This is a genomic window from Sinorhizobium fredii, assembly GCF_002944405.1.
GTDB classification, from domain to species: domain Bacteria; phylum Pseudomonadota; class Alphaproteobacteria; order Rhizobiales; family Rhizobiaceae; genus Sinorhizobium; species Sinorhizobium fredii_C.
This window is the reverse complement of record NZ_CP024307.1, coordinates 1779673-1797265: the sequence shown is the minus strand read 5'-3', so window position 1 is coordinate 1797265 and position 17593 is coordinate 1779673. Positions and strand designations below refer to the sequence as shown.

Here is a 17593-nt window from a genome sequence, read left to right as displayed (position 1 = left end):
GCCTGCTATGCTGACACTATGCGCCAACGGCGTGGCCTAAGCGTGGGCAGTATCCCCTTCCCCTCCTAGAGTATACTGTGGAAAACGCACCGCCCGTCTGACGAGCCTTCCGAACTCAGGTATAGGTTGCAATGTCGGAGGGTAGTCGCTTGACGGGCACGGAGCAAAGAAACATCCCCTATCGCGTCCTCAGCTTAGATGGTGGCGGGGCCAAAGGTTTCTATACCCTTGGCGTGCTGGCCGAAATCGAAGGCATGATCGGTTGTCGCCTGCACGAGCGGTTCGACCTTGTATTTGGCACCAGTACCGGCTCCATCATAGGCTCCATGATTGCGCTCGGTATGTCGGTGGACGAAATTCACGACCTCTACAGGCAGTTCGTCCCCGCCATCATGAAGCTCAAGAGGCCGAACGAGAAGTCCGCAAAGCTGGCGGAGCTCGCCCAAGAGATTTTCAAGGACGCCAAGTTCGATGACGTGAAGACCGCCGTGGGGGTGGTGACAACGAAATGGGTGATTGAGCGCCCGATGATCTTCAAGGGTAGTATTGCGCAGGCCCATGGACGCAAAGGCACGTTCCAGCCCGGTTTCGGCGTATCCATCGGCGACGCGGTTCAGGCGTCCTGCTCCGCATTCCCATTTTTTGCGCCCAAGACTGTCACCACCGGAGCAGGCGATGAGGTGAAGCTGGTAGACGGCGGTTATTGTGCCAATAACCCAACTCTCTACGCAATCGCGGACGCCACCCGAGCGCTCAATATCGCACACAAGGACTTGCGCGTGGTCAGCGTTGGTGTCGGGGTTTACCCCAGCCCGAAGCCGTCGCTGTTCAGTAAGATGTATTGGGCGAAGCACCTCCTTAGTGTCCAACTTCTGCAAAAGACGCTGGAGATCAACACGCAGTCCATGGACCAACTCCGCGCCATCCTTTTCAAGGACGTGCCAACGGTTCGGATCAGTGACACTTTTGAGCAGCCGGAAATGGCCACCGATCTTTTCGAGCATGATCTGAAAAAGCTCAACATCTTGCGCCAGCGCGGACGGGAATCGTTCGCCAAAGTCGAAGCCACCCTGAAAGATTTTCTCCTGTAACGGATACGAGAATGGCTGTTGGTGAAGCACAACTGGAAACATGGTCAGCCCAAGGCAGCATCCAGCAGTCGGCGGCCACCTACAAGACTATCAGCGGCATTCTGAACGATTCCGGTTCCCCTTATTACCTGAAGGACTTTGACACCTTTCTTCAGGGCTCCTACGGCAACGATACGAACGTCTGGGCCGACAGCGACGTGGATATCGTCATCCGTCTCAGCTCAATCTTCTATTCTGATACCAGCGAACTCACGGCAGGCGACAAAGCGAATTTCGACAGCAAACGCTCGCTTTCCGAATATTCCCTTGCGAAGTTCAAGGAAGAAGTCACGGACTGGCTTACGAAGAACTACGGCAACCGAGTAGACGGAAGCGGTAAAGCCATTTATGTGCCCGGTAACGGAAACCGCCGCGATGCTGACGTTCTCGCGTGCGCAGAACATCACCATTACACGAGCTATCCGGTCTACGGCACGCCTACCTACCTTGAAGGTATTGTCTTCTGGACCAGAGACAATACGAAGATCGTCAACTATCCCAAACAGCATTCCGCCAACTGCACGACCAAGCACCAGAACACCAATGGCTACTTCAAGCCGACGGTGCGCATCTTCAAAAACATCCGGAACCGGATGATCGCTAATGGAAGCTTGCAGGAAGGCATTGCACCGTCATACTTTCTGGAAGGTATGCTCTGGAATGTGCCAAACCACCTCTTCGGCACCAGTTACCAGCAAACCGTCATCAATTGCTTCAACTACATCTACCGCATGCAGGATAAGTCGCAGCTCACTTGCGCGAACGGCATCCATTGGCTGCTCCGCCACGGGCATCCGGTGTGCTGGCCGCCTAATAATCACGACACCTTCATGGAGTCTTTCAAGAAATTTTGGAAAGAATTCTAGGGTGGCTTGGCGATGGCCACTCATCAATGTAACCGGCGCGCGCCAATGCGGGCACTAGTCTAAACTTAAAGTCCTTGTCGTCAACTGAACAGATTCTCGCATTGCTGACAATCCATGGATACTACTTTGTTTTTGGTCGCAGACGATGGCACGCAGCTCAATGCTAAGCTAGAGATGCACGATCTTGGCATAATCCTTCACAGTCGCAGTGGTACAAACCGAAATCGTGATTATCGGCAAGCGCTTGAATTGCTACTGGCCCGTTTAGACAGCGCTCAAATCGCCTACAAAATCTACCTTGATAGCCGGCCTGTTCAGGGAACTGATCTCGCTAAGCGCCAACTCTCCTTCAATCGACTCGCATCAGTCGCGACTCGGTTTGATGAACTGGTGCGTGCCATGAATGCGGGCAGTGCCAGCCACGGTGCCTGGCGAAGGCTACTGATCACGACGCCCGGCACAGGCCATGCGAAGTTGCGAGCTGCAATTCGCGCGGTTGAGGCCACAGGTGAGGTTGTCCGGTTGCCCGCCAGTGAATTACGGAAAGTAACAACGTTGCACATCGACCACGCCGTCCAGAAGCTTCTTACAGGCGGCGACGCTCCCAATTTTGCTCCGTCCCGCGACTATGACGCCTTAACCGACGACGGGATTTCCCTCGCGCCTAAAAAGGTGTTCGGTCTGGCCCTGGAGGAGGCGCTTGGAATAGAGGCCTATCCGGGCCACTTTAGCGCTGGCTGGGGGCAGGTCTGTTTCGAACTGCTCGAAAGGGCGGGCCTTTGGATCGTACCGAAAAACGGCGCCGCCGTCCGCCCAAAACCTAATCCATCGGAGGTCGAGTCAGAGCTGATCGGCTTCACACCGACCGAAGAGGAACGAAGCTGGATTGAGGGCAATCCGAAGATCGTCTCTCACCTGAAACGTGAACGGCAACCTGGTCTGGCAAAGCAGAAGCGAGACGAATTTATCGCAGAGCATGGGCGCCTTTTTTGTGAAGAATGTAAGCTCGATCCCGCCGAGCGCTATGGCGAGGAGGCCGGGTCCGCCTGCATTGAAGTTCATCACCATCGAACTCACGTTGCGAAGATGGAGCTCGGTCACAAATCGACAACGAGCGATTTGAAATGCTTGTGCGCCAATTGCCACCGTGTTCTGCATCGCAAGCTTGCCCTCGGGCTCGCGGTCCCTTTCTAATGTTCGATCTTGAAATAGCGCCGCAGGAGCAGGGCGGTACAACGAGGACTATGTTTCTCGGCAATGCAGAGCACTTTTCACGCGCATTTGGAGGGGGGAGGCGATGGGCGCTTTTGACATTATCGCCGTGGCTGCTGGTTGCATTATCGCCGTGGCGGCGCTGACAATGATATTTCGGCAACTCGAGGTTTCAAGCGGACACGGCATAGTGATGGGCGTCGCTGCGGTTCTCTTGGCACTCCCGTTAATATCGAATTTTGAGTGGACCGGCGACGGCTTCAAGGTCACCACCAAGGAGGTGGCTCTTGAGCTCACAGAACAAGTTAAGCAAGTTCGGGAGCAGCAGGCCTCCCTGAGCCAAGGTCTGCAGAGTCTGAATGCGGTCTTGCAAGAAGCGTCAGGCCAAATCGCTGCCATTCAACAGGTCCTGAAGAGGGATGCTCCCAATGCGGAGACTGATCTGTTGAAGCCTACGGTCGATCCGGAGAAATTCGAGAAACTACGGAACCAGTTCGAACACGCAATTCAAACCAACAACGCAGCCACTGAGCAGCTAGAAACACTCCAGCAGACCATCACCAAGGACTGGGATAGGCAGCTCGACGTCTTGAAGCAGCCGTGAAGCCTACGTTCGTGTCCACGCCGTAAGTTCTCGCTCGATCTCGGCATAGGCGTCCTTCTTCCACTGGACCATGCGCTCCTGCTGTTCAGCCATCAGCTCCTCGATCTCCTCGTCGGTGAGCGGACTAAAGTGCAAGCTCTCGCGCGACCGTTGCATCGCCGCATCAGCTTGGGCGTCGAGGGACGCTTTAGTTCGAATAAGGACCTCTTCGAGCGTCATCATGACTGTCCATCCTTCTGCTTGCGGACCCGAGAACTGCCTTTTTCAGCGAGCTGCCAAAAGGCACCGTTTGAGCCGGGCTGAACGCCTGCCGGCACCTCATCGAGCGCGATCCACATCGAGGAAGCGAAGGTAACGATGCTTCCCCGTCCATATGCCAGCGCTCTCTGATAGCAACCGGAATAGCGGATGCCGCGAGATTCGACTTCCTCAAGGCGGCTAGTGAGCGCCTTCAGCTTCGCGGATGTTGCGGCGGTTACGCCCGCGACGAGCGCGTGGACCATGCGCGTGCTCATCGGCCTTTGAAGCTGCTCTGCCGTATAAGGCGCGTCGAGACCGGCTCGAATCTCTGCGGTCTTCGCGCTAACAAAGGCGAATTCCTGGTCTTCTTGCTTATCAGTCATGGCCGCCGCACCTCCTGAAAATTTCCGCGAGCTCGGCGCCCGTCATGGCGCGGCGTCGATCAAGTACACCAGCGAGGTGTTCGATCTCGTCGCGATGCTTGAGCACGAAATGCTCAGCGAGGGTAGAAAAAGCGTGGCACATCTCGTCGGGCGGATCGGCCAGGGAGGCGAGAAACAATGCATGCTGCAACAGAAGTTGGTCTGCCTCCGACAAGCCGGTTTCCGGCGCAGCAGCTCGGCCGGCTAAAGCGACTATGGCATATCCTGCGGCCACGGCGCTGTAGTGGTGTCCTTGCTCCAGGCTATCTCCTGGCGGCTCGAGAATTACCTCGCCCACGTCAAGCGACACGTGAAGGACGCCGATACCATTTCTGATGGCGGCCAGGACATGCGCGGCCTCATGCAAGGCGATCTCGCTTGGGGTTGGTTTAGTCATTAGATTACGTTAGCAAATCTCACCGATGCACGTCGTTACACGTCATCATCGGCCAGCGCACGGCAGAGCACTCGGACCATCTCGTCGAAAGCCTGCTGGACTGCTTCGTCGTCGTCTGCCTTTAAGGGGTCGAGGAAATGTAACCTCTCCAGCGCAGCGGCGAGTTCGACCTCGTTGACCTCAACCTGGATCATCCGACGGCCGGCCTTGCGCCGTTCACGATAGCGGCGCTGACGCTCTCGGGAGGACGTGGCTGCGCTACCCCCGGCAACATCGGCAACATCGGTAACAATCGCCGTCCTATGGTTGTGCATAGTTATCTTGTCATCGATGTTCAAAAGGGTGGCTGGAGCTTCTTTGCTCACGCCTTCAGGTTGAGGTCGATTGTTACCGGTTTTCGTCATTGTTACCGTTCCCTTGCTTGAGCGTTAACAATCACGGTCCCACCAGAATCCCCGGTTTTGCTGGGTCTCCGATTGTTTTCCGGACCTATTGTTATCGATGTTATCGATGTTACCGGGGGGTGGGGAAATCGCGTAAACGCCGCGTTCCAGTTTGATGATCTCGTCGTTCTTGACCATTTTTCCCAGCAGGCCGCGAATGTTTCCGTCCTTGCGGTTGAGCGCGGCGGCGATCTCCTTCGGCGCCTGTGGCCCGGCTTCCTCCAGGAGCTTAATGATTGCCCGTCGCTGATCGCTGCGCTCCACCTCGGCGCGCTCACCGATGATGGCCCAGCGCGCGGTGTCCGAGTCGAACCTCAGCGCCTTGTCGATCTCATCGACATCGCGCCCGCGCCCATAGAGTGACGTGCCTTGCGCGGTCTTGTTGATGACGAGGATCGCGTCAGCGGCGGCGGTGAGTCCGAGCGTGCCGGATACCGTATCGAGAGGATCATCGTCGGCTTCCGATTTGCGCAGATGATGCACTACGACGATGGCCACGCCGTTCTCGGCGGCAAGGGTCTGCAATTCAGCGATTGAGGCGTAGTCGGAGTCGTAGTTCTGTTTCCCGGCGGGGACCAGCTTGCGGAAGCGCGCGAACACGTCGATGACGATGAGCTTGGGATTCTTGGCGCCGGCAATCCAATTCCGTAGTTGCTCGATCCCGCCTTGATCGGCGCGCGGCCATTTGTGCGCGACCTTGAAATGCGGCCACTCGCGCTTGTGCATGCCGAGCAGCTTCCTCAACCGCCGCTGGAGACGCCGTGGATTGTCCTCCAACGCAAGATAGAGCGCGTCCCCCTGCTCACACTGAATATCGCCGAGGCAATAGCCGCCTGCGCCGACGGCAATGGCGATGTCGAGCATCAACCACGTCTTGCCGACTTTCGGTCGCGCGGCGAGGACGGTCAGGCCCTCGACGATGATTTCTCCGACTATCTGTTGAAGCGGCGGGAAGGTCTGAAAGCGCAGGTCGGCGGCATCGTAGATTTCGGACGGCTCGCGAGCATGTCCATTCGCCTTGTCGCCGCCGTTGCCGCGATCTGACTGCGGCCGGCGGTTGGAGTCGCCGGTTGGGCTTAGTTCGATGCGCTCGGCATCGCGCTCAACGTCGTCAACTGTCTTCATGTCTGACCGCCTCCGCAAAACCACAAGTCCCAATCCTTGAAGGGCGGCGGGGGTGCGAGGATTCGCGCCTCACGTCCCGCCTCATGCCAGCGGGTGACGGCGGCCAGCGCCGCATTGCGGCCGGGATCGTCGCGATCACAGAAAACCGTGAGGAACTCCATCCAGGGCAACAGCGGGAAGGTCCGCATTGTGGAGGTGCCGCAGGTCACCCAGATTGGCCTCCAGCCGCTCGCGGCAAGCGCAAGCCCTTTCTCGACGCCCTCTGTAATCCCGACTCCGCCGAGGCTGATGTCCTCGTACAGCTTGATTACCTGTCTCCGCGACGGACCAAGCGCCAGCTTGCGCCTGTCCCCGGAATACCTATCGAGCCTGATGCGAAAAAGCGCGGTCGGCTCGGCCCTACGACCGGGGTCGTTTTCAATCGGAGAGAAGCGAGCGATTAGAGCCGGCACATGCTCGCCGTCGAAAGGGCATCGCGGATGATAGCGGAAGACCGGAATCTGATCGTCATCCAGCGGGGGTAGGCCCCGATGTCTGAGGTAGGTCATGACCGGCGCCACGCGCGGGTCCTCTGCTTGACCCCAGAGGCGGCGGACGACATCGATGCGGGCTACCTCGTCGCGATCAGCAGATCGCCGTCTTGCCGCGAGGGCAGGCGTCCGTTTCTGACCCTTTCCCGGCTCCCACGCGGGCAATCCGAGGCGTTCGCGCACAAAGTCCTTACACACCTGCCAGTCGTCGCCTGCAAAGCTGTAGACCCGAAGATCGTCGCCGTCGAACCAGACGCTCAGAGATCGGTCCTTCGCCGAATGTCCGGGGCCGGGACAGGTGACGATGCCGTTCCGGCCGAGTTCGCCGTCGAGTTGCTGAGCTAGATCGTGGAGGTTCATTTGGTGCCTCCCCTTCCTTGCCAGCGACGATAGGCGTCTATCTGGTCTAGATAGGACCGGCTGCTATCGAAGAGAGGCTCATCGGGAGGTGTGGCAGCTCGCGGCTCCGGCATTTCATCTGGGTCGAAGGCTGGGATGCGAGCTTCCAGCTCCTGGGCAATCTGCGGCCAAAGTTCCCGCGTCTCCTCTTCCAACGCCTCGGCCCCTACCTTGAAGGCATTCTTCAAATCGTCGTAGCGGCGCTGGATGTCGGCTATGTCGTATTCCTTCAGGACATCCTCTTCGACCCGTTTTACGTCCCGCCAATAGCGCCAGTTTGCTTCGCGAACGCGGGAGGAAAGAGTCGTGTCGATGTAACGACAGACCTCTTGTCCAATAATTTTCGCTAGCTCGCCCGGGTGCAGCGCCTCCAGGGCGTCCAACTCGGTTGCGCCTTGCCCGAACCGCTTCTCGAACTTCGCCGCCCGACGTTCGGTTTCCTTCAACGGCGTCCGGGGGAGCCGGTATCGTTCACATTGCTCAGGCGTCAACACGATGGGATCGAGCGTTACATCTAGATCGAGGTCCGCCTCCCTGATCCAGAACTCAATCTTGCGGGCCAGGGCGACCGGCATGGACCGTCCACCGGGATCGAAGTCCGACACGTAGAGAATCCGCATCGGCCTGCCATCCGACACAGCACGCCCCACAGCCTGCCGCGCCAATATCTCCGATGTCTCGCCGGTGCCGCAAACGAGGTTGAATTCAAGCTGCCGGGCCAACGGGACGAGGACATCGTTCTGGGTGGATTTCTCGACCCAGACCTCCACAAGGTAGGGCTGAGCGACAGAAAGATCATGGACAAGTACCCCCGGCGGCCAGACCTCATTGGTGGGTGTGTGGTGAGCCACCTCTGCCTGATATGCGCCAACGACGTGCATCCACAGCTCATGCGTTCCCGGATTGGACGCGTTCAAGATCGGCGGATCATTACGATGATCGGCGAGCGCTTCGTCCGGGATAAGCCGCAAGTAACGTGCGGAAAGTGAGGCCGACAACAGGGTCTTCCAATCGTTTTCCGTGTTGAGATACGGCTGGCCATTCGGTTTCAGGATAGGCGGGTCCTGGGAGACGATGGTGTAATGCAGACGCCGCGGATGGCTTCCGGCCTTGAAACCGAGAGAGTCCCACAGGTCTGCGAACCACTCCGCCTCCGCCTTACGGCTCGGCCGCTGCACATAGAACGGGTCGTTCTGTGAGCTGAGAGCGATCAGATCGTCGCGGCGGCAGCCTATTTCACCGGCTAGGGTGCTAATGGTTTCGTAGTCAATCTTCATGGCCGGAGACCTCCAACCCGCGCCGGCGGCACTCGGCTATGAGTGCCTCGGTCGTCGCTGTCGAGAGCATTCGCTCCACCATCGAGCCGCCCGTTGCTGCCGGTTCGGCTTGGCGGACTTTCATTTTGGCGACGGAGCCGTGCTTGGTGGTGTAAGTCCGCTCAGTGGGGATTTCCCCGGTCAACTCAGATCGCACCTTGGCGACGGTCTTGTGATCGACCGCGCATCGCTTGCCGATTTCCCGGTCGGACCATTTGGACCATTCCGGATCACGCAGCAGGGCGAGCACCGAGCGCCGCTTGTCCGCGCTGGTGCGTCGCAAACCGTGGCTCGCGTTGGCACCGACGGCCAAGAGCATTGCCTCGCGCTTGGCGCCCTCGCGAACGTCCGCTTTGATTGTCTCTCTGCCGAGCTTCCTGCTTGCCTCGATCCGGTGGAAGCCGTCACCGGGCCAGTAGCCCTCGCCGTCGAAGAAGAGGATCACAGGCGGTAACTCCGTCCCGGCGTCCATTGCCTCGGCATAGTCAGCGACCACGGCGGGATCGACCCCCGCCTCCCGCATCTGCAGATCGGGGTCGTGGCGTATCAGGGAGAGTGAGATGGCCTTGGTCATCGCCGCCTCCATCCGCCTGCCGAAGGCCGCACAGGCAACACGACCGGCGTGCGCCGAATCCAACTCGTCCTTCGATCTTTGGAGAAGTCAGCGATGCGCCAGCCCTTGCCGGATGGCCGGGTGACCTTCGTCCCCCAGCCGCCATCGTGATCTTCGAAGGGCTCGTCACGGGTCTCGATGACCTCGACGACTTCGGCGAAAAGCCGTAGCTGAACTACAACATCTTGCGCCCGGCGGCGGCGCTTTGACGATATGATGGGGATGCATTTCATGCGCGGTCTCCACTGGGAAACCGCCGCGATTTGGCGCTCAACGAAGCTCTCTGTCTATTTTATCGTTCTCTCGCCCCCGCGAGAGGTCCACCCTCACCGCGAGCCCTTGTTTGCGTCTGTGCGGCGGGGGCTCACTCTGTGCTCGCTTCCTCGGTGTTCTTGCTCTGCGGCGGCGTATGCTTCTGCGGCAGTGCCCGCGCCCGGTCATATGCAGCAGCCGCCTCACGGTCGGATGCATCAAGCCCGTCCTGGTCGAAATAGTCGCGATTGCCGTATCGCACCGGCTTCTTCAGGCGACCGCTAACAACCCAGCGCCGAACCGTGATCGCGGCAATGCCGCCGTAGCGCTCTTGAACCTGTCGCGTGGTGAGATATCGCTTGGCCATGCGCGCATCCTCCTATTCTTACCAAATCACCCCCTTGGCGAACAGTTTAAGGCATTTGCGCGCAGTAAAACAAAAAAAATCAGCTAACTATTTGATTTCTGGCAAGTAAAACTTGCCATTATGAATTGCTAATACATTCTATCTAACTGTAACTTTAAACGATATTATTCGCCGGCTCCCGGCAAGGTAAACTTGCTGAACGAAATTACATTCGAACCCGGTTTAGCGCCAATGATCGTCTTGATATGACGTTCCCACCGGATCAGGGCGCGCTTTTTCTCCTGATCGTAGTCGTAGCGATTGTAGACGGCGGCGACTCCCTTGATGGTTCCGCTCTTGTGGTTCAATACGGCCTCGATGACATGCGGCTGAACCCCGAGAGCGGCCATGCCGCTTGCCGCCGTCCGCCTGAAGTCATGAAGCACCCAGGGGGAAATCTGGACTTCATCAGGATCGTCGCCGCGCTCCTCAGCCTCCTTACGGGCGATCTTCAGCATCGCTGCATCCAGCCGCTCCTTGGCTTTCGAAAAGCCGCCGACCGTGGTCTTGCCGTTGGTCGTGAAGAGCAGTTCCGATTCATCGATAACCGGCAGCGCCTCGATGATGCTAATCACCAGCGGCGTCACAGGCACAAGATGCTCGCGACCGTTCTTTGCTCGTGCCGGCGGAATGATCCACGCGGGCTCCTTTCCCGTCAGTTCAAACTCCGGACGGGCGGCGCCGGCTACCTCCTCCTTCCGCTGGGCCGTCACCATCAACATCTTGAACAACGGGCCGAACGGCCATCCGATCTCCTCCGCCCCCAGCCATGCCCATCGAAGCTCCCTATCTGAAAGCACCCTATCGCGCGCGGTGACCGTCGCTGGTGCCTTAAGGCCGGCCATCGGCGAGACTTCGAGAATTCCGCGCTCGACGCACCAGTTAAAAGCCTTCTTGAGCAGCGCGTACGTCCTCACCGCCATGGTCGGCACGCCGCGATCCACCATGTCATCGAGCAGGTTGACGACATCGCGGCGACGGATCACCGTGATCAGCTTCCCCTTCCATTTCGGTTTGATCTCCCGCTTGATCGTATTCTCGACATCATAGGCCGTGCGACTCTTGTTCTTCGCCTTGACATGGCGCTTTAGGAATTCATCGAACACGTTCTCGGTGAGATTGTCATCGGAGAGCAACTCCTTCTTCTCGGCGCGCGGATCGCGACCCTCGTCGTAGGCGCGCATGACGCGGCCGGCCTCCTTGTGGGCATCCTTGAGCGTCCAGGCCAACACGCTGCCTATCGTATATTTTGGATTACCCTTGTATCGCACCGCCCAGCTCTTGGCGCCGCTAGGGAGCTTCTGAACGACGAGATAGAACCCCTTGAAGCCGGGATCGGGGTACTCTTTCCGTTCATCAGTTGCCTTTACGGCATCAACCCATTTCTGGGTGAATGCTGACTTTGCCTTCGCCATTATTGCCCCCTTTAAATTTTCCCCCAAACCGCCGGGGGAAAGCTGGGGGAAAATTATAAGGGGGATTGCAAGTGTTGGCGAGTGTTTATATTTGATAGGCTAATATATTGTATTTTACGGTTTTTTCGCCAACCTTGGAGATCATTATGTAGGCAACTGTTAGGGCTGGAATCTAGCTTGCAACTTACTTTTAATCAGTAGGTCCAGGGTTCGAATCCCTGCGCGCTCACCACCTACCCAATAAATTCAATGCTTTACTCTGTCGGGGTCACTGGGGCTCAATCCTACTCCGCTATGGCGTGCTCGAACCACCTGCACCAGGCGTTCCGAAGAGATCCGGAATGCTTTGGCCAATGCCGCCGATGTGATCGTGACGTCGAAGTTTGTGCCTGATGGCAAGGCGACATCTGGGCTGAATCCCCCGGGTCGGCCGGTCCGCGCATGGCTGCTTTGCGGCAAATCTCAGCGCCAACAATCTCCGCTCGACGTTTAGGGAAAGCTAAATTTCGAAGCATCCGCGTGAACAAGCGTCAACCTCGCCCACAGCTTTTTTGAAGAGGCGTACCGGAATCACGGAATCAGATCTTCCTCTCTGATCAAACCGTAGATAGCGTCTCTGCGTAGCTCGCATCTGTGGGCTACGTCTCCGCATCCGCTGAAGGCAACGGGGTGCGGACTTGCCCCGCCCTCGTGCGGGGCTTTTTCGTAGTGCTCGTCACTGCGTTCCTGTCAAACGCTGCCGCAGAAACGGCACGGCAAACATCTTCAGCAGCACGGGATCGCGAACGCCGAGGTCGTAGGTGAAGATCAGGCGTGCGAGGATGCCCTCTGCTGCAGCGCTGTCGCGAGACGTTTGATGGTCCTGCAACAACTCTTCGAACACCACGCTGAGCATGTCGACATCGTGAAGGGCGATGGGAGTTTCAATTTGCATGGCGCATCTCCCTGTGTAGGCGCGACAGCGCTATGACATCGTCGGCGCTCCAAATATTCCCGCCGATGACCACGGAATGCGTCCTCGACGAAGCGCTGGCTCGAGAATGTGCGTCGGAGTGTGAGCACGCGGACGTTTTTCTTCTCTGGATGCTGGCTCGCGGCTCCACGTTCTCTGACGAAGTCAAATTGCTAACCGCAATGTCCGACCTGCCAAACGAAGCCTACTTGATGTTGGCGATGAGCCGGGCACGAATGGGAAATCCGATCGCACCGGGCGATATCATGACGGAATTGCGCTCCAAGGACCCCGAATGGACGCCCGCGCATCTTGACCGAATGCCGTTCGTGAAAGCGGAGGATCAGGAGCACTGGATGAAGGGTCTGGAGATGATAGGAATCCCGAAAACCACCAAGTAAACCGTGCCTTCCCGTCAATCGGAGCCAACAGCAAAACGCCGCGCGCCGAGGCTTTCTGCTTCGAGCATCGGCGGCCGTGAGGCTCACCGGTCACTGAGAAGCGAGTCGAGCACGTCAAGCGTGTTCCCAAGGGGACTGACCGATCGGGGCTTATCTGCTTCCATCTTCACCTGTTCTTCGAATGCGGTTCAGCGAAATAAGATGGTGAACGATCGCGAAGGAAGGCGCACGCGGCGCTTGCAAGTGCTCAGGTTCTTCGGTGTGTTGGCTCTGCCGGTCATCATGCTCGGCTCGGCGATTGCGGTCGCGGAATGGGCGGCAAATGGAGCTCCGACGGCCGAATTCGCGCGAACGCCGGCAACTCCCCGTTAGAGTCCTTTGAGGATCGCCAACCTCCGTTAGTATTCACAAGATTTCATATATGTAACACTGCGTTACTACCAGGACATGCATCGTTTTCAAAGTCACGTTCAGGAACAAATCAAATTACGCGGCGTTGTACCCCACGTATAGCAAGGGAGTACGACAGATGAATGCCAAGATCATCATTGCTACCGCGATCGCGACGGGCATCTTTGCCGCGCCCGCTATTGCAAATGACAGCAACCAAGGGGCAGTAACCGGTGCCGCGGGTGGTGCTGTTACTGGCGCGATTGTTGGCGGCCCGGTGGGTGCAGCCGTGGGTGGCGCCGTCGGCTTGGTTGCCGGTGCGGTCATCGCCCCACCGCCGCGGCAGGTTACGACCTACGTGCAGCAGCAGCCCGTCCCCGCCGACACGGTCATGATCAAGGAACAGATCGCCGTCGGTAGACCGTTGCCGCGCACTGTTGTCCTGACGCCCGTTCCGGAAAACCCGGCTTATGCTTATGCTGTCGTCAACCAGCAGCGCGTCATTGTCGATCCGAAGACCTATACGGTCGTTCAGGTCGTACAATAACGACCCAGAGCCCTTCGCTTCAGCCAGCGAGGGGCTCTTCTTTCAGCGCGCCCGTGGCAGGATTGCTGCCCTCGAGCGCGACTGTGGCTTATACACATCGACCGCTCAACAAAAATCATCGACGCCAAAATTCCCCTTTCGTTCGGAGCAGATTCGCCCTCTACCAAGTGAGACCGAGGAAACGACCCGGCAGTTTCCTCGTCGACCCATCGGGAGGCCTGCCGCCATGTTCACAGCCCTGCTGATCGCCTCGCTCGTGGCACCTTCCGGTGGCGCCTCCGCCCCGGCCAGCGTCGATGACCTGCAGGCGGATTTCGAAACTGCGGTCGCCTGCCAGCAGATCGACGGTCGCAAGGTGTGGAAGGGAGAAATCGCCTACTACATCCAGTCCTTCGTCTACGAGGGCGAGGCGGCGGCGGCCGAGGAAGTTGCCGACGCGGTGCTGCCCGAGGACAATACGCCTGAAACGGTCAAGGAATTCGAGAAGGCGTGCGCGCTCACCGGATCCGGCGGCCCGCACGCCCGAAACTAAAGCGCGTCGCGTTCAAACACATTCCCGCGGCGCGCTTTAGGTCTTTGTTTTTGTGCATGTCGTCATCCCAAAACCGCTGCATTTTTGGGCCCGCTGCACATTTTTGGGCGACATGCATTAGCCGCCTTCTGATCGACCGCTCGCCGGACGATTGGCGCTGCGCATCTTCAATGGGCTCGCCCCATATTCCCGCCGGTAGGCGCGCGAGAAGGCCGATAGGCTGTCGAAGCCGCAGCGCAGCGCGATATCGCGCATCGGAATGCCGGAGTCGCGGACGAGCCGATGCGCGACCTGCAATCTCAGGCGCAGATAATAGGCGCCAGGGCTGATCGACAGCCCCCTTGCAAAAAGCAATTCGAGCTTGCGCTGCGAAATGGCGAGCCGCCGCGCCAGGGCCGCGACCGTCATCGGCCGTTCCAGCGTGCGCTCCATCAGCCTTATCGCGCCGGCAAGCTCGGGATCGCGCGCCTCGATGCGGCCGAGCGAGACGAAGGGCTGAATATCGGTCGGGCTGTGCATCTGGTCGTAGACGAAGATGCTCGCGACATCGAGGGCCAGGGCCGGGCCAAGCCGCTCGGTAATCAGGTGCAGCATCATGTCGAAGGTCGGCGATGCGCCGCCCGAGGTCCAGTATTTGCCATCCGTCACGAAACGGTCGCCGATCACCGTCAAGGCGGGAAACGCCTGGCTGAAGTCCTCGAGTTCTTCCCAATGGGCCGTCGCCTTGCGGTCGTTGAGCAGTCCCGATCGGCCAAGCAGCCAGCAGCCTGATTCGATACCGGCGACGATGTCGAAATGACGGGCGCATTCCTGCAGGGCGGCGAGAAATCGCTTGCCAACGTGCCGGTCGAGATTGAAGCCGCCGATGACCAGGAGAAGGTCGCCGGCAAGCGGCAGCGAAAACCGGCCGTCGACGGGGATCGGGATGTCGCAGGTCAGCTTCACAGCCTGTCCGTCGGCCGAGAGAAGGCGCCAGCGAAAGACGGGCCGGCCGGCGACGCGATTTGCTGCCCGCATCGGGTCGAGCACCGAGGCGAGCGACATGATCGAGGATTCGGGGAGAACCACCACGATCACCTCGATCGGAGCGCTCTTTTCGGCTGCCGCAGTCATGCGTATAATGTCAAATTTCATGCGCACGGTGTCAACTCGTAAAAGCCCGTTCAGGCATTATCAGGTGGCAATCGGTCTCTTCCGCGCGGCCTTGTCGCCAAACAAAGAGACGTTCCCCTTTTTCCGCGATCATTTCCGGGCGGGCCGGCTGGAGTTTAGTCCACCGGCCTGTTTTTTCCCCGCCAGCGCACGTGATTCCGAAAAGCGCCATTTTTCGCAGACTTGTTCCCGATTAGTTGCTACTCTCGTTCTCGGACAACAGGAGGCATCTGTGATGATCAGAAACGTGCTTGTTGCAATGTTCGGCGCCGCCCTGGCCGCCGCGCCAGCCTATGCAGCAGACATCACCGAAGCCCCGGAACCGGCCCCGGCCGCCATTGAAACGACCCCCACCTTCGTCTGGACCGGCGGCTATGTCGGTCTGCAGGGCGGAGGCGGCTGGCTGAACAGCGATCTCAGCGTTCCGGGCGCCAGCGCCTCGGAGGATTTCAACGGCGGCATTTTCGGCGCCTTCGCCGGATACAATTACCAGATGGGCGACTGGGTCGTCGGCGTCGAGGGGGACGTCAGCTACAACTGGAACGACAAGAGCTTCACGGTCTTCGGCGCCAGCACGGAGGTCGGAACGGATGTCTCCGGATCCGTGCGCGGCCGGGTCGGCTATACACTTGGTGAGAAGGCACTTCTTTACGGCACCGGCGGCTGGGCGGTTACCCGCGGCTTTGTCGACGTAGCCGGGGCGCCGAAGGAGAAGGAGACGTTCAACGGCTGGACGATCGGCGGCGGTATCGACTACGCCTTCACCAACAGCATGTTCGGCCGCGCCGAGTATCGCTACAATGATTTCAGCGACAAGGATGTCGGCGGCGTCAATGTCGATCTCGACCAACACCAGTTTACGGTTGGCGTCGGCGTAAAATTCTGAGTTTTCTTATTGCCACCCGTCTCACCCTCCCCGGCGCCCGGCCGGGTTTTTTCTGAGAAGCGTGCAACGGGTGGCGCGGCCAAGCCCCCTTAAATGAGTGCAGCGCGTCCAATCGGCGCGGAAACCCGGTGCCCTACAGCGCCGCGCGTTATCAGACGCGCAAAGGTCGCTGTAGCACTTTGAATTGCTGCATGTCTCCGAAATCGGGGTCGCTTTAAGGAGACATGCAGTATCACTTTGAATTGTCGTCCGATTGAGGAATCATGCAGCGGATGCGGCAGAAGGGTGCAGCGAGTCGGACTGGGCAACGAGATAGGGGAGCCACGGATGGGAAAGTTTCTCGAATTCCTCGGCGGCGCGATCGTCATCGGTACGCTTGTCGTGCTCGCCACGATGCTGCTGCCCTCGCCCGATGTCAGAACCCTGCTCGCCGTTCTTCCCTGGGCCTTTGCGGCGATTGCCGGCGGGCTGGTGCTGGTGGCCTTTGGCGGGATGCTCGATCACCTGGTTGCGATCCGCGCTGCGACCGAGCGGCAGGCGGAGATCTTTCAGCAACTCATCGAGCGGCGAGCCCCGGCGAAGAAGGAGCAAAACACTTGAAGATCCGGGATGGGTCACGATCGAGACAGGCCCTTCCCCCTAGTCTCGGCCTACGGCATGTCTTTGTCCTTAAATCGACCCTCGATTTAAGGACAAAGACATGCAGCAAATCAAAGTTCTACAGCGACCTTTGCGCGTCTGATAAGACGCGCGGCGCTGTAGGCAATCTTTGATTTCCTCCCATACTCCGATAGCTTGTCCTCCGCGCGAAAAGACATCTTCTCTGCGAACCGCCTTGGCGGAGCCAGGGTTATCCAGTGCTAAAATGCAGTTGGTGCGTCCAAACTCGTTCGAAATCAGGGGGAACAATGGGCTCGTGGTAAGGATTGGGCAGGAGCTCGGCCACGATTCCGCCCGATGTCATTGCCTCCACGGTTGAACCGGTGACGGACGCGGCGTGGCGGAATTCGACGGGATTTGCGCAAGGTTTCGTCAAGGGCGAGGTCGATTCGATACCGAGCATCTTCGGCGCGGTGGCAGCCGACTACTTCGTGTTCGGCGACGTCCGCGACACCTATACGGAGGGCGGCAAGCTTCTCGTCGGCACCGATTACGACCGCTTCACTCTCGGTGCCTCCCTGTTTGGAATGGCAATGCTCGCTCCAGGCACAGGCGCGTTCTATGCCGGAGCGTCAGTCCTGAAGAACGCCAACAAGGCGCGCAACTGAGCAGCAAGCTGGCGGCCCGCCTCGTCCGGTCGGCCTGCGACGCCATCGACGTCGGCGCCTTGAAGAAAGGCCTGACGACGATGCCGGCGCCGAAG

General features: G+C 58.9%; 22 protein-coding genes. 10 read left to right on the top strand and 12 right to left on the bottom strand.

Annotation, left to right across the window (positions count from 1 at the left end; genetic code table 11):
• Positions 1 to 149: 149 nt before the first annotated feature.
• The 4 genes from NXT3_RS08805 (at position 150) to NXT3_RS08790 (ending at position 3812) form a co-directional block, all read left to right on the top strand.
• Positions 150 to 1091: an anti-phage phospholipase gene (locus NXT3_RS08805; protein ID WP_234828094.1), complete on the top strand. Its 942-nt coding sequence runs from the start codon at positions 150 to 152 to the stop codon at positions 1089 to 1091.
• An 11-nt stretch (positions 1092 to 1102) separates the two neighbouring features.
• Positions 1103 to 1996: an anti-phage nucleotidyltransferase gene (locus NXT3_RS08800; protein WP_104839149.1), complete on the top strand. Its 894-nt coding sequence runs from the start codon at positions 1103 to 1105 to the stop codon at positions 1994 to 1996.
• A 114-nt stretch (positions 1997 to 2110) separates the two neighbouring features.
• Positions 2111 to 3190 (top strand): HNH endonuclease, encoded by a 1080-nt coding sequence (locus tag NXT3_RS08795; protein ID WP_104839148.1) that lies wholly within the window; start codon positions 2111 to 2113, stop codon positions 3188 to 3190.
• Positions 3191 to 3293: 103 nt separating this feature from the next.
• Entirely contained in the window at positions 3294 to 3812 is a 519-nt protein-coding gene (locus NXT3_RS08790) for a hypothetical protein (protein WP_104839147.1), read from the top strand.
• 3 nt (positions 3813 to 3815) lie between these two features.
• On the opposite strand, the gene NXT3_RS08785 is transcribed toward NXT3_RS08790, so the two are convergent.
• The 11 genes from NXT3_RS08785 to NXT3_RS08725 all read right to left on the bottom strand — a co-directional run bounded on the left by NXT3_RS08785 (position 3816) and on the right by NXT3_RS08725 (position 12304).
• Positions 3816 to 4034, bottom strand: coding sequence for a hypothetical protein (locus NXT3_RS08785; protein ID WP_104839146.1), 219 nt, complete (start codon positions 4032 to 4034; stop codon positions 3816 to 3818).
• Positions 4031 to 4435, bottom strand: a complete 405-nt coding sequence (locus tag NXT3_RS08780; protein ID WP_104839145.1) for a transposase — start codon at positions 4433 to 4435, stop codon at positions 4031 to 4033. Before NXT3_RS08780 ends, NXT3_RS08785 begins: the two co-directional genes overlap by 4 nt.
• Positions 4428 to 4871, bottom strand: coding sequence for a hypothetical protein (locus NXT3_RS08775; protein WP_104839144.1), 444 nt, complete (start codon positions 4869 to 4871; stop codon positions 4428 to 4430). Before NXT3_RS08775 ends, NXT3_RS08780 begins: the two co-directional genes overlap by 8 nt.
• 35 nt (positions 4872 to 4906) lie before the next feature.
• Positions 4907 to 5275 carry a hypothetical protein gene (locus NXT3_RS08770; protein WP_158665330.1) on the bottom strand — a complete coding sequence of 123 codons (369 nt, stop codon included), beginning with the start codon at positions 5273 to 5275 and terminating at the stop codon, positions 4907 to 4909.
• A gap of 24 nt (positions 5276 to 5299) precedes the next feature.
• Entirely contained in the window at positions 5300 to 6439 is a 1140-nt protein-coding gene (locus tag NXT3_RS08765; RefSeq protein ID WP_104839142.1) for an AAA family ATPase, read from the bottom strand.
• Complete coding sequence (locus tag NXT3_RS08760; protein ID WP_104839141.1) at positions 6436 to 7329, bottom strand: DUF7146 domain-containing protein; 894 nt, start codon at positions 7327 to 7329, stop codon at positions 6436 to 6438. The genes NXT3_RS08765 and NXT3_RS08760 overlap by 4 nt, the downstream gene beginning before the upstream one ends.
• Positions 7326 to 8645 carry a hypothetical protein gene (locus NXT3_RS08755; RefSeq protein WP_104839140.1) on the bottom strand — a complete coding sequence of 440 codons (1320 nt, stop codon included), beginning with the start codon at positions 8643 to 8645 and terminating at the stop codon, positions 7326 to 7328. The genes NXT3_RS08760 and NXT3_RS08755 overlap by 4 nt, the downstream gene beginning before the upstream one ends.
• Positions 8635 to 9258: a ParB N-terminal domain-containing protein gene (locus NXT3_RS08750; RefSeq protein ID WP_158665329.1), complete on the bottom strand. Its 624-nt coding sequence runs from the start codon at positions 9256 to 9258 to the stop codon at positions 8635 to 8637. The genes NXT3_RS08755 and NXT3_RS08750 overlap by 11 nt, the downstream gene beginning before the upstream one ends.
• Positions 9259 to 9661: 403 nt before the next feature.
• Positions 9662 to 9916, bottom strand: coding sequence for a helix-turn-helix transcriptional regulator (locus tag NXT3_RS08740; RefSeq protein WP_104839137.1), 255 nt, complete (start codon positions 9914 to 9916; stop codon positions 9662 to 9664).
• A gap of 164 nt (positions 9917 to 10080) precedes the next feature.
• The gene (locus NXT3_RS08735) at positions 10081 to 11370 is read right to left on the bottom strand and encodes a tyrosine-type recombinase/integrase (protein WP_104839136.1); all 1290 of its coding nucleotides are present in this window, start codon (positions 11368 to 11370) and stop codon (positions 10081 to 10083) included.
• 715 nt (positions 11371 to 12085) lie between these two features.
• Positions 12086 to 12304: a hypothetical protein gene (locus NXT3_RS08725; protein WP_037421717.1), complete on the bottom strand. Its 219-nt coding sequence runs from the start codon at positions 12302 to 12304 to the stop codon at positions 12086 to 12088.
• A 32-nt stretch (positions 12305 to 12336) separates the two neighbouring features.
• Between NXT3_RS08725 and NXT3_RS32315 the strand changes: the two genes are divergently transcribed.
• The 3 genes from NXT3_RS32315 to NXT3_RS08710 all read left to right on the top strand — a co-directional run bounded on the left by NXT3_RS32315 (position 12337) and on the right by NXT3_RS08710 (position 14192).
• Positions 12337 to 12723, top strand: coding sequence for a hypothetical protein (locus NXT3_RS32315; RefSeq protein ID WP_234828093.1), 387 nt, complete (start codon positions 12337 to 12339; stop codon positions 12721 to 12723).
• Positions 12724 to 13252: 529 nt separating this feature from the next.
• Complete coding sequence (locus NXT3_RS08715) at positions 13253 to 13660, top strand: DUF1236 domain-containing protein (protein WP_037421708.1); 408 nt, start codon at positions 13253 to 13255, stop codon at positions 13658 to 13660.
• Positions 13661 to 13886: 226 nt separating this feature from the next.
• Entirely contained in the window at positions 13887 to 14192 is a 306-nt protein-coding gene (locus tag NXT3_RS08710) for a hypothetical protein (RefSeq protein WP_037421705.1), read from the top strand.
• Positions 14193 to 14309: 117 nt separating this feature from the next.
• Here NXT3_RS08710 and NXT3_RS08705 read toward each other — a convergent pair whose 3' ends face one another.
• Positions 14310 to 15326: a GlxA family transcriptional regulator gene (locus NXT3_RS08705; protein ID WP_104839135.1), complete on the bottom strand. Its 1017-nt coding sequence runs from the start codon at positions 15324 to 15326 to the stop codon at positions 14310 to 14312.
• Between the two features lie 253 nt (positions 15327 to 15579).
• On the opposite strand from NXT3_RS08705, the gene NXT3_RS08700 reads away from it, so the two are divergent.
• The 3 genes from NXT3_RS08700 to NXT3_RS32310 all read left to right on the top strand — a co-directional run bounded on the left by NXT3_RS08700 (position 15580) and on the right by NXT3_RS32310 (position 17498).
• A complete protein-coding gene (locus tag NXT3_RS08700; RefSeq protein WP_097538446.1) occupies positions 15580 to 16230 on the top strand; it encodes an outer membrane protein in 651 nt (216 codons plus the stop codon).
• A gap of 327 nt (positions 16231 to 16557) precedes the next feature.
• Positions 16558 to 16830: a hypothetical protein gene (locus NXT3_RS08695; RefSeq protein WP_104839963.1), complete on the top strand. Its 273-nt coding sequence runs from the start codon at positions 16558 to 16560 to the stop codon at positions 16828 to 16830.
• Between the two features lie 383 nt (positions 16831 to 17213).
• On the top strand, positions 17214 to 17498 hold the full coding sequence (locus tag NXT3_RS32310) for a hypothetical protein (protein WP_234828092.1): 285 nt from the start codon (positions 17214 to 17216) through the stop codon (positions 17496 to 17498).
• Positions 17499 to 17593 lie beyond the last annotated feature (95 nt).

Coding starts and splice junctions, on each gene's coding strand:
- NXT3_RS08800 (WP_104839149.1), top strand. CDS start 1,103: ATGGCTGTTGGTGAAGCACAACTGGAAACATGGTCAGCCCAAGGCAGC.
- NXT3_RS08795 (WP_104839148.1), top strand. CDS start 2,111: ATGGATACTACTTTGTTTTTGGTCGCAGACGATGGCACGCAGCTCAAT.
- NXT3_RS08790 (WP_104839147.1), top strand. CDS start 3,294: ATGGGCGCTTTTGACATTATCGCCGTGGCTGCTGGTTGCATTATCGCC.
- NXT3_RS08785 (WP_104839146.1), bottom strand. CDS start 4,034: ATGATGACGCTCGAAGAGGTCCTTATTCGAACTAAAGCGTCCCTCGAC.
- NXT3_RS08780 (WP_104839145.1), bottom strand. CDS start 4,435: ATGACTGATAAGCAAGAAGACCAGGAATTCGCCTTTGTTAGCGCGAAG.
- NXT3_RS08775 (WP_104839144.1), bottom strand. CDS start 4,871: ATGACTAAACCAACCCCAAGCGAGATCGCCTTGCATGAGGCCGCGCAT.
- NXT3_RS08770 (WP_158665330.1), bottom strand. CDS start 5,275: ATGACGAAAACCGGTAACAATCGACCTCAACCTGAAGGCGTGAGCAAA.
- NXT3_RS08765 (WP_104839142.1), bottom strand. CDS start 6,439: ATGAAGACAGTTGACGACGTTGAGCGCGATGCCGAGCGCATCGAACTA.
- NXT3_RS08760 (WP_104839141.1), bottom strand. CDS start 7,329: ATGAACCTCCACGATCTAGCTCAGCAACTCGACGGCGAACTCGGCCGG.
- NXT3_RS08755 (WP_104839140.1), bottom strand. CDS start 8,645: ATGAAGATTGACTACGAAACCATTAGCACCCTAGCCGGTGAAATAGGC.
- NXT3_RS08750 (WP_158665329.1), bottom strand. CDS start 9,258: ATGACCAAGGCCATCTCACTCTCCCTGATACGCCACGACCCCGATCTG.
- NXT3_RS08740 (WP_104839137.1), bottom strand. CDS start 9,916: ATGGCCAAGCGATATCTCACCACGCGACAGGTTCAAGAGCGCTACGGC.
- NXT3_RS08735 (WP_104839136.1), bottom strand. CDS start 11,370: ATGGCGAAGGCAAAGTCAGCATTCACCCAGAAATGGGTTGATGCCGTA.
- NXT3_RS08725 (WP_037421717.1), bottom strand. CDS start 12,304: ATGCAAATTGAAACTCCCATCGCCCTTCACGATGTCGACATGCTCAGC.
- NXT3_RS32315 (WP_234828093.1), top strand. CDS start 12,337: ATGACATCGTCGGCGCTCCAAATATTCCCGCCGATGACCACGGAATGC.
- NXT3_RS08715 (WP_037421708.1), top strand. CDS start 13,253: ATGAATGCCAAGATCATCATTGCTACCGCGATCGCGACGGGCATCTTT.
- NXT3_RS08710 (WP_037421705.1), top strand. CDS start 13,887: ATGTTCACAGCCCTGCTGATCGCCTCGCTCGTGGCACCTTCCGGTGGC.
- NXT3_RS08705 (WP_104839135.1), bottom strand. CDS start 15,326: ATGAAATTTGACATTATACGCATGACTGCGGCAGCCGAAAAGAGCGCT.
- NXT3_RS08700 (WP_097538446.1), top strand. CDS start 15,580: ATGATCAGAAACGTGCTTGTTGCAATGTTCGGCGCCGCCCTGGCCGCC.
- NXT3_RS08695 (WP_104839963.1), top strand. CDS start 16,558: ATGGGAAAGTTTCTCGAATTCCTCGGCGGCGCGATCGTCATCGGTACG.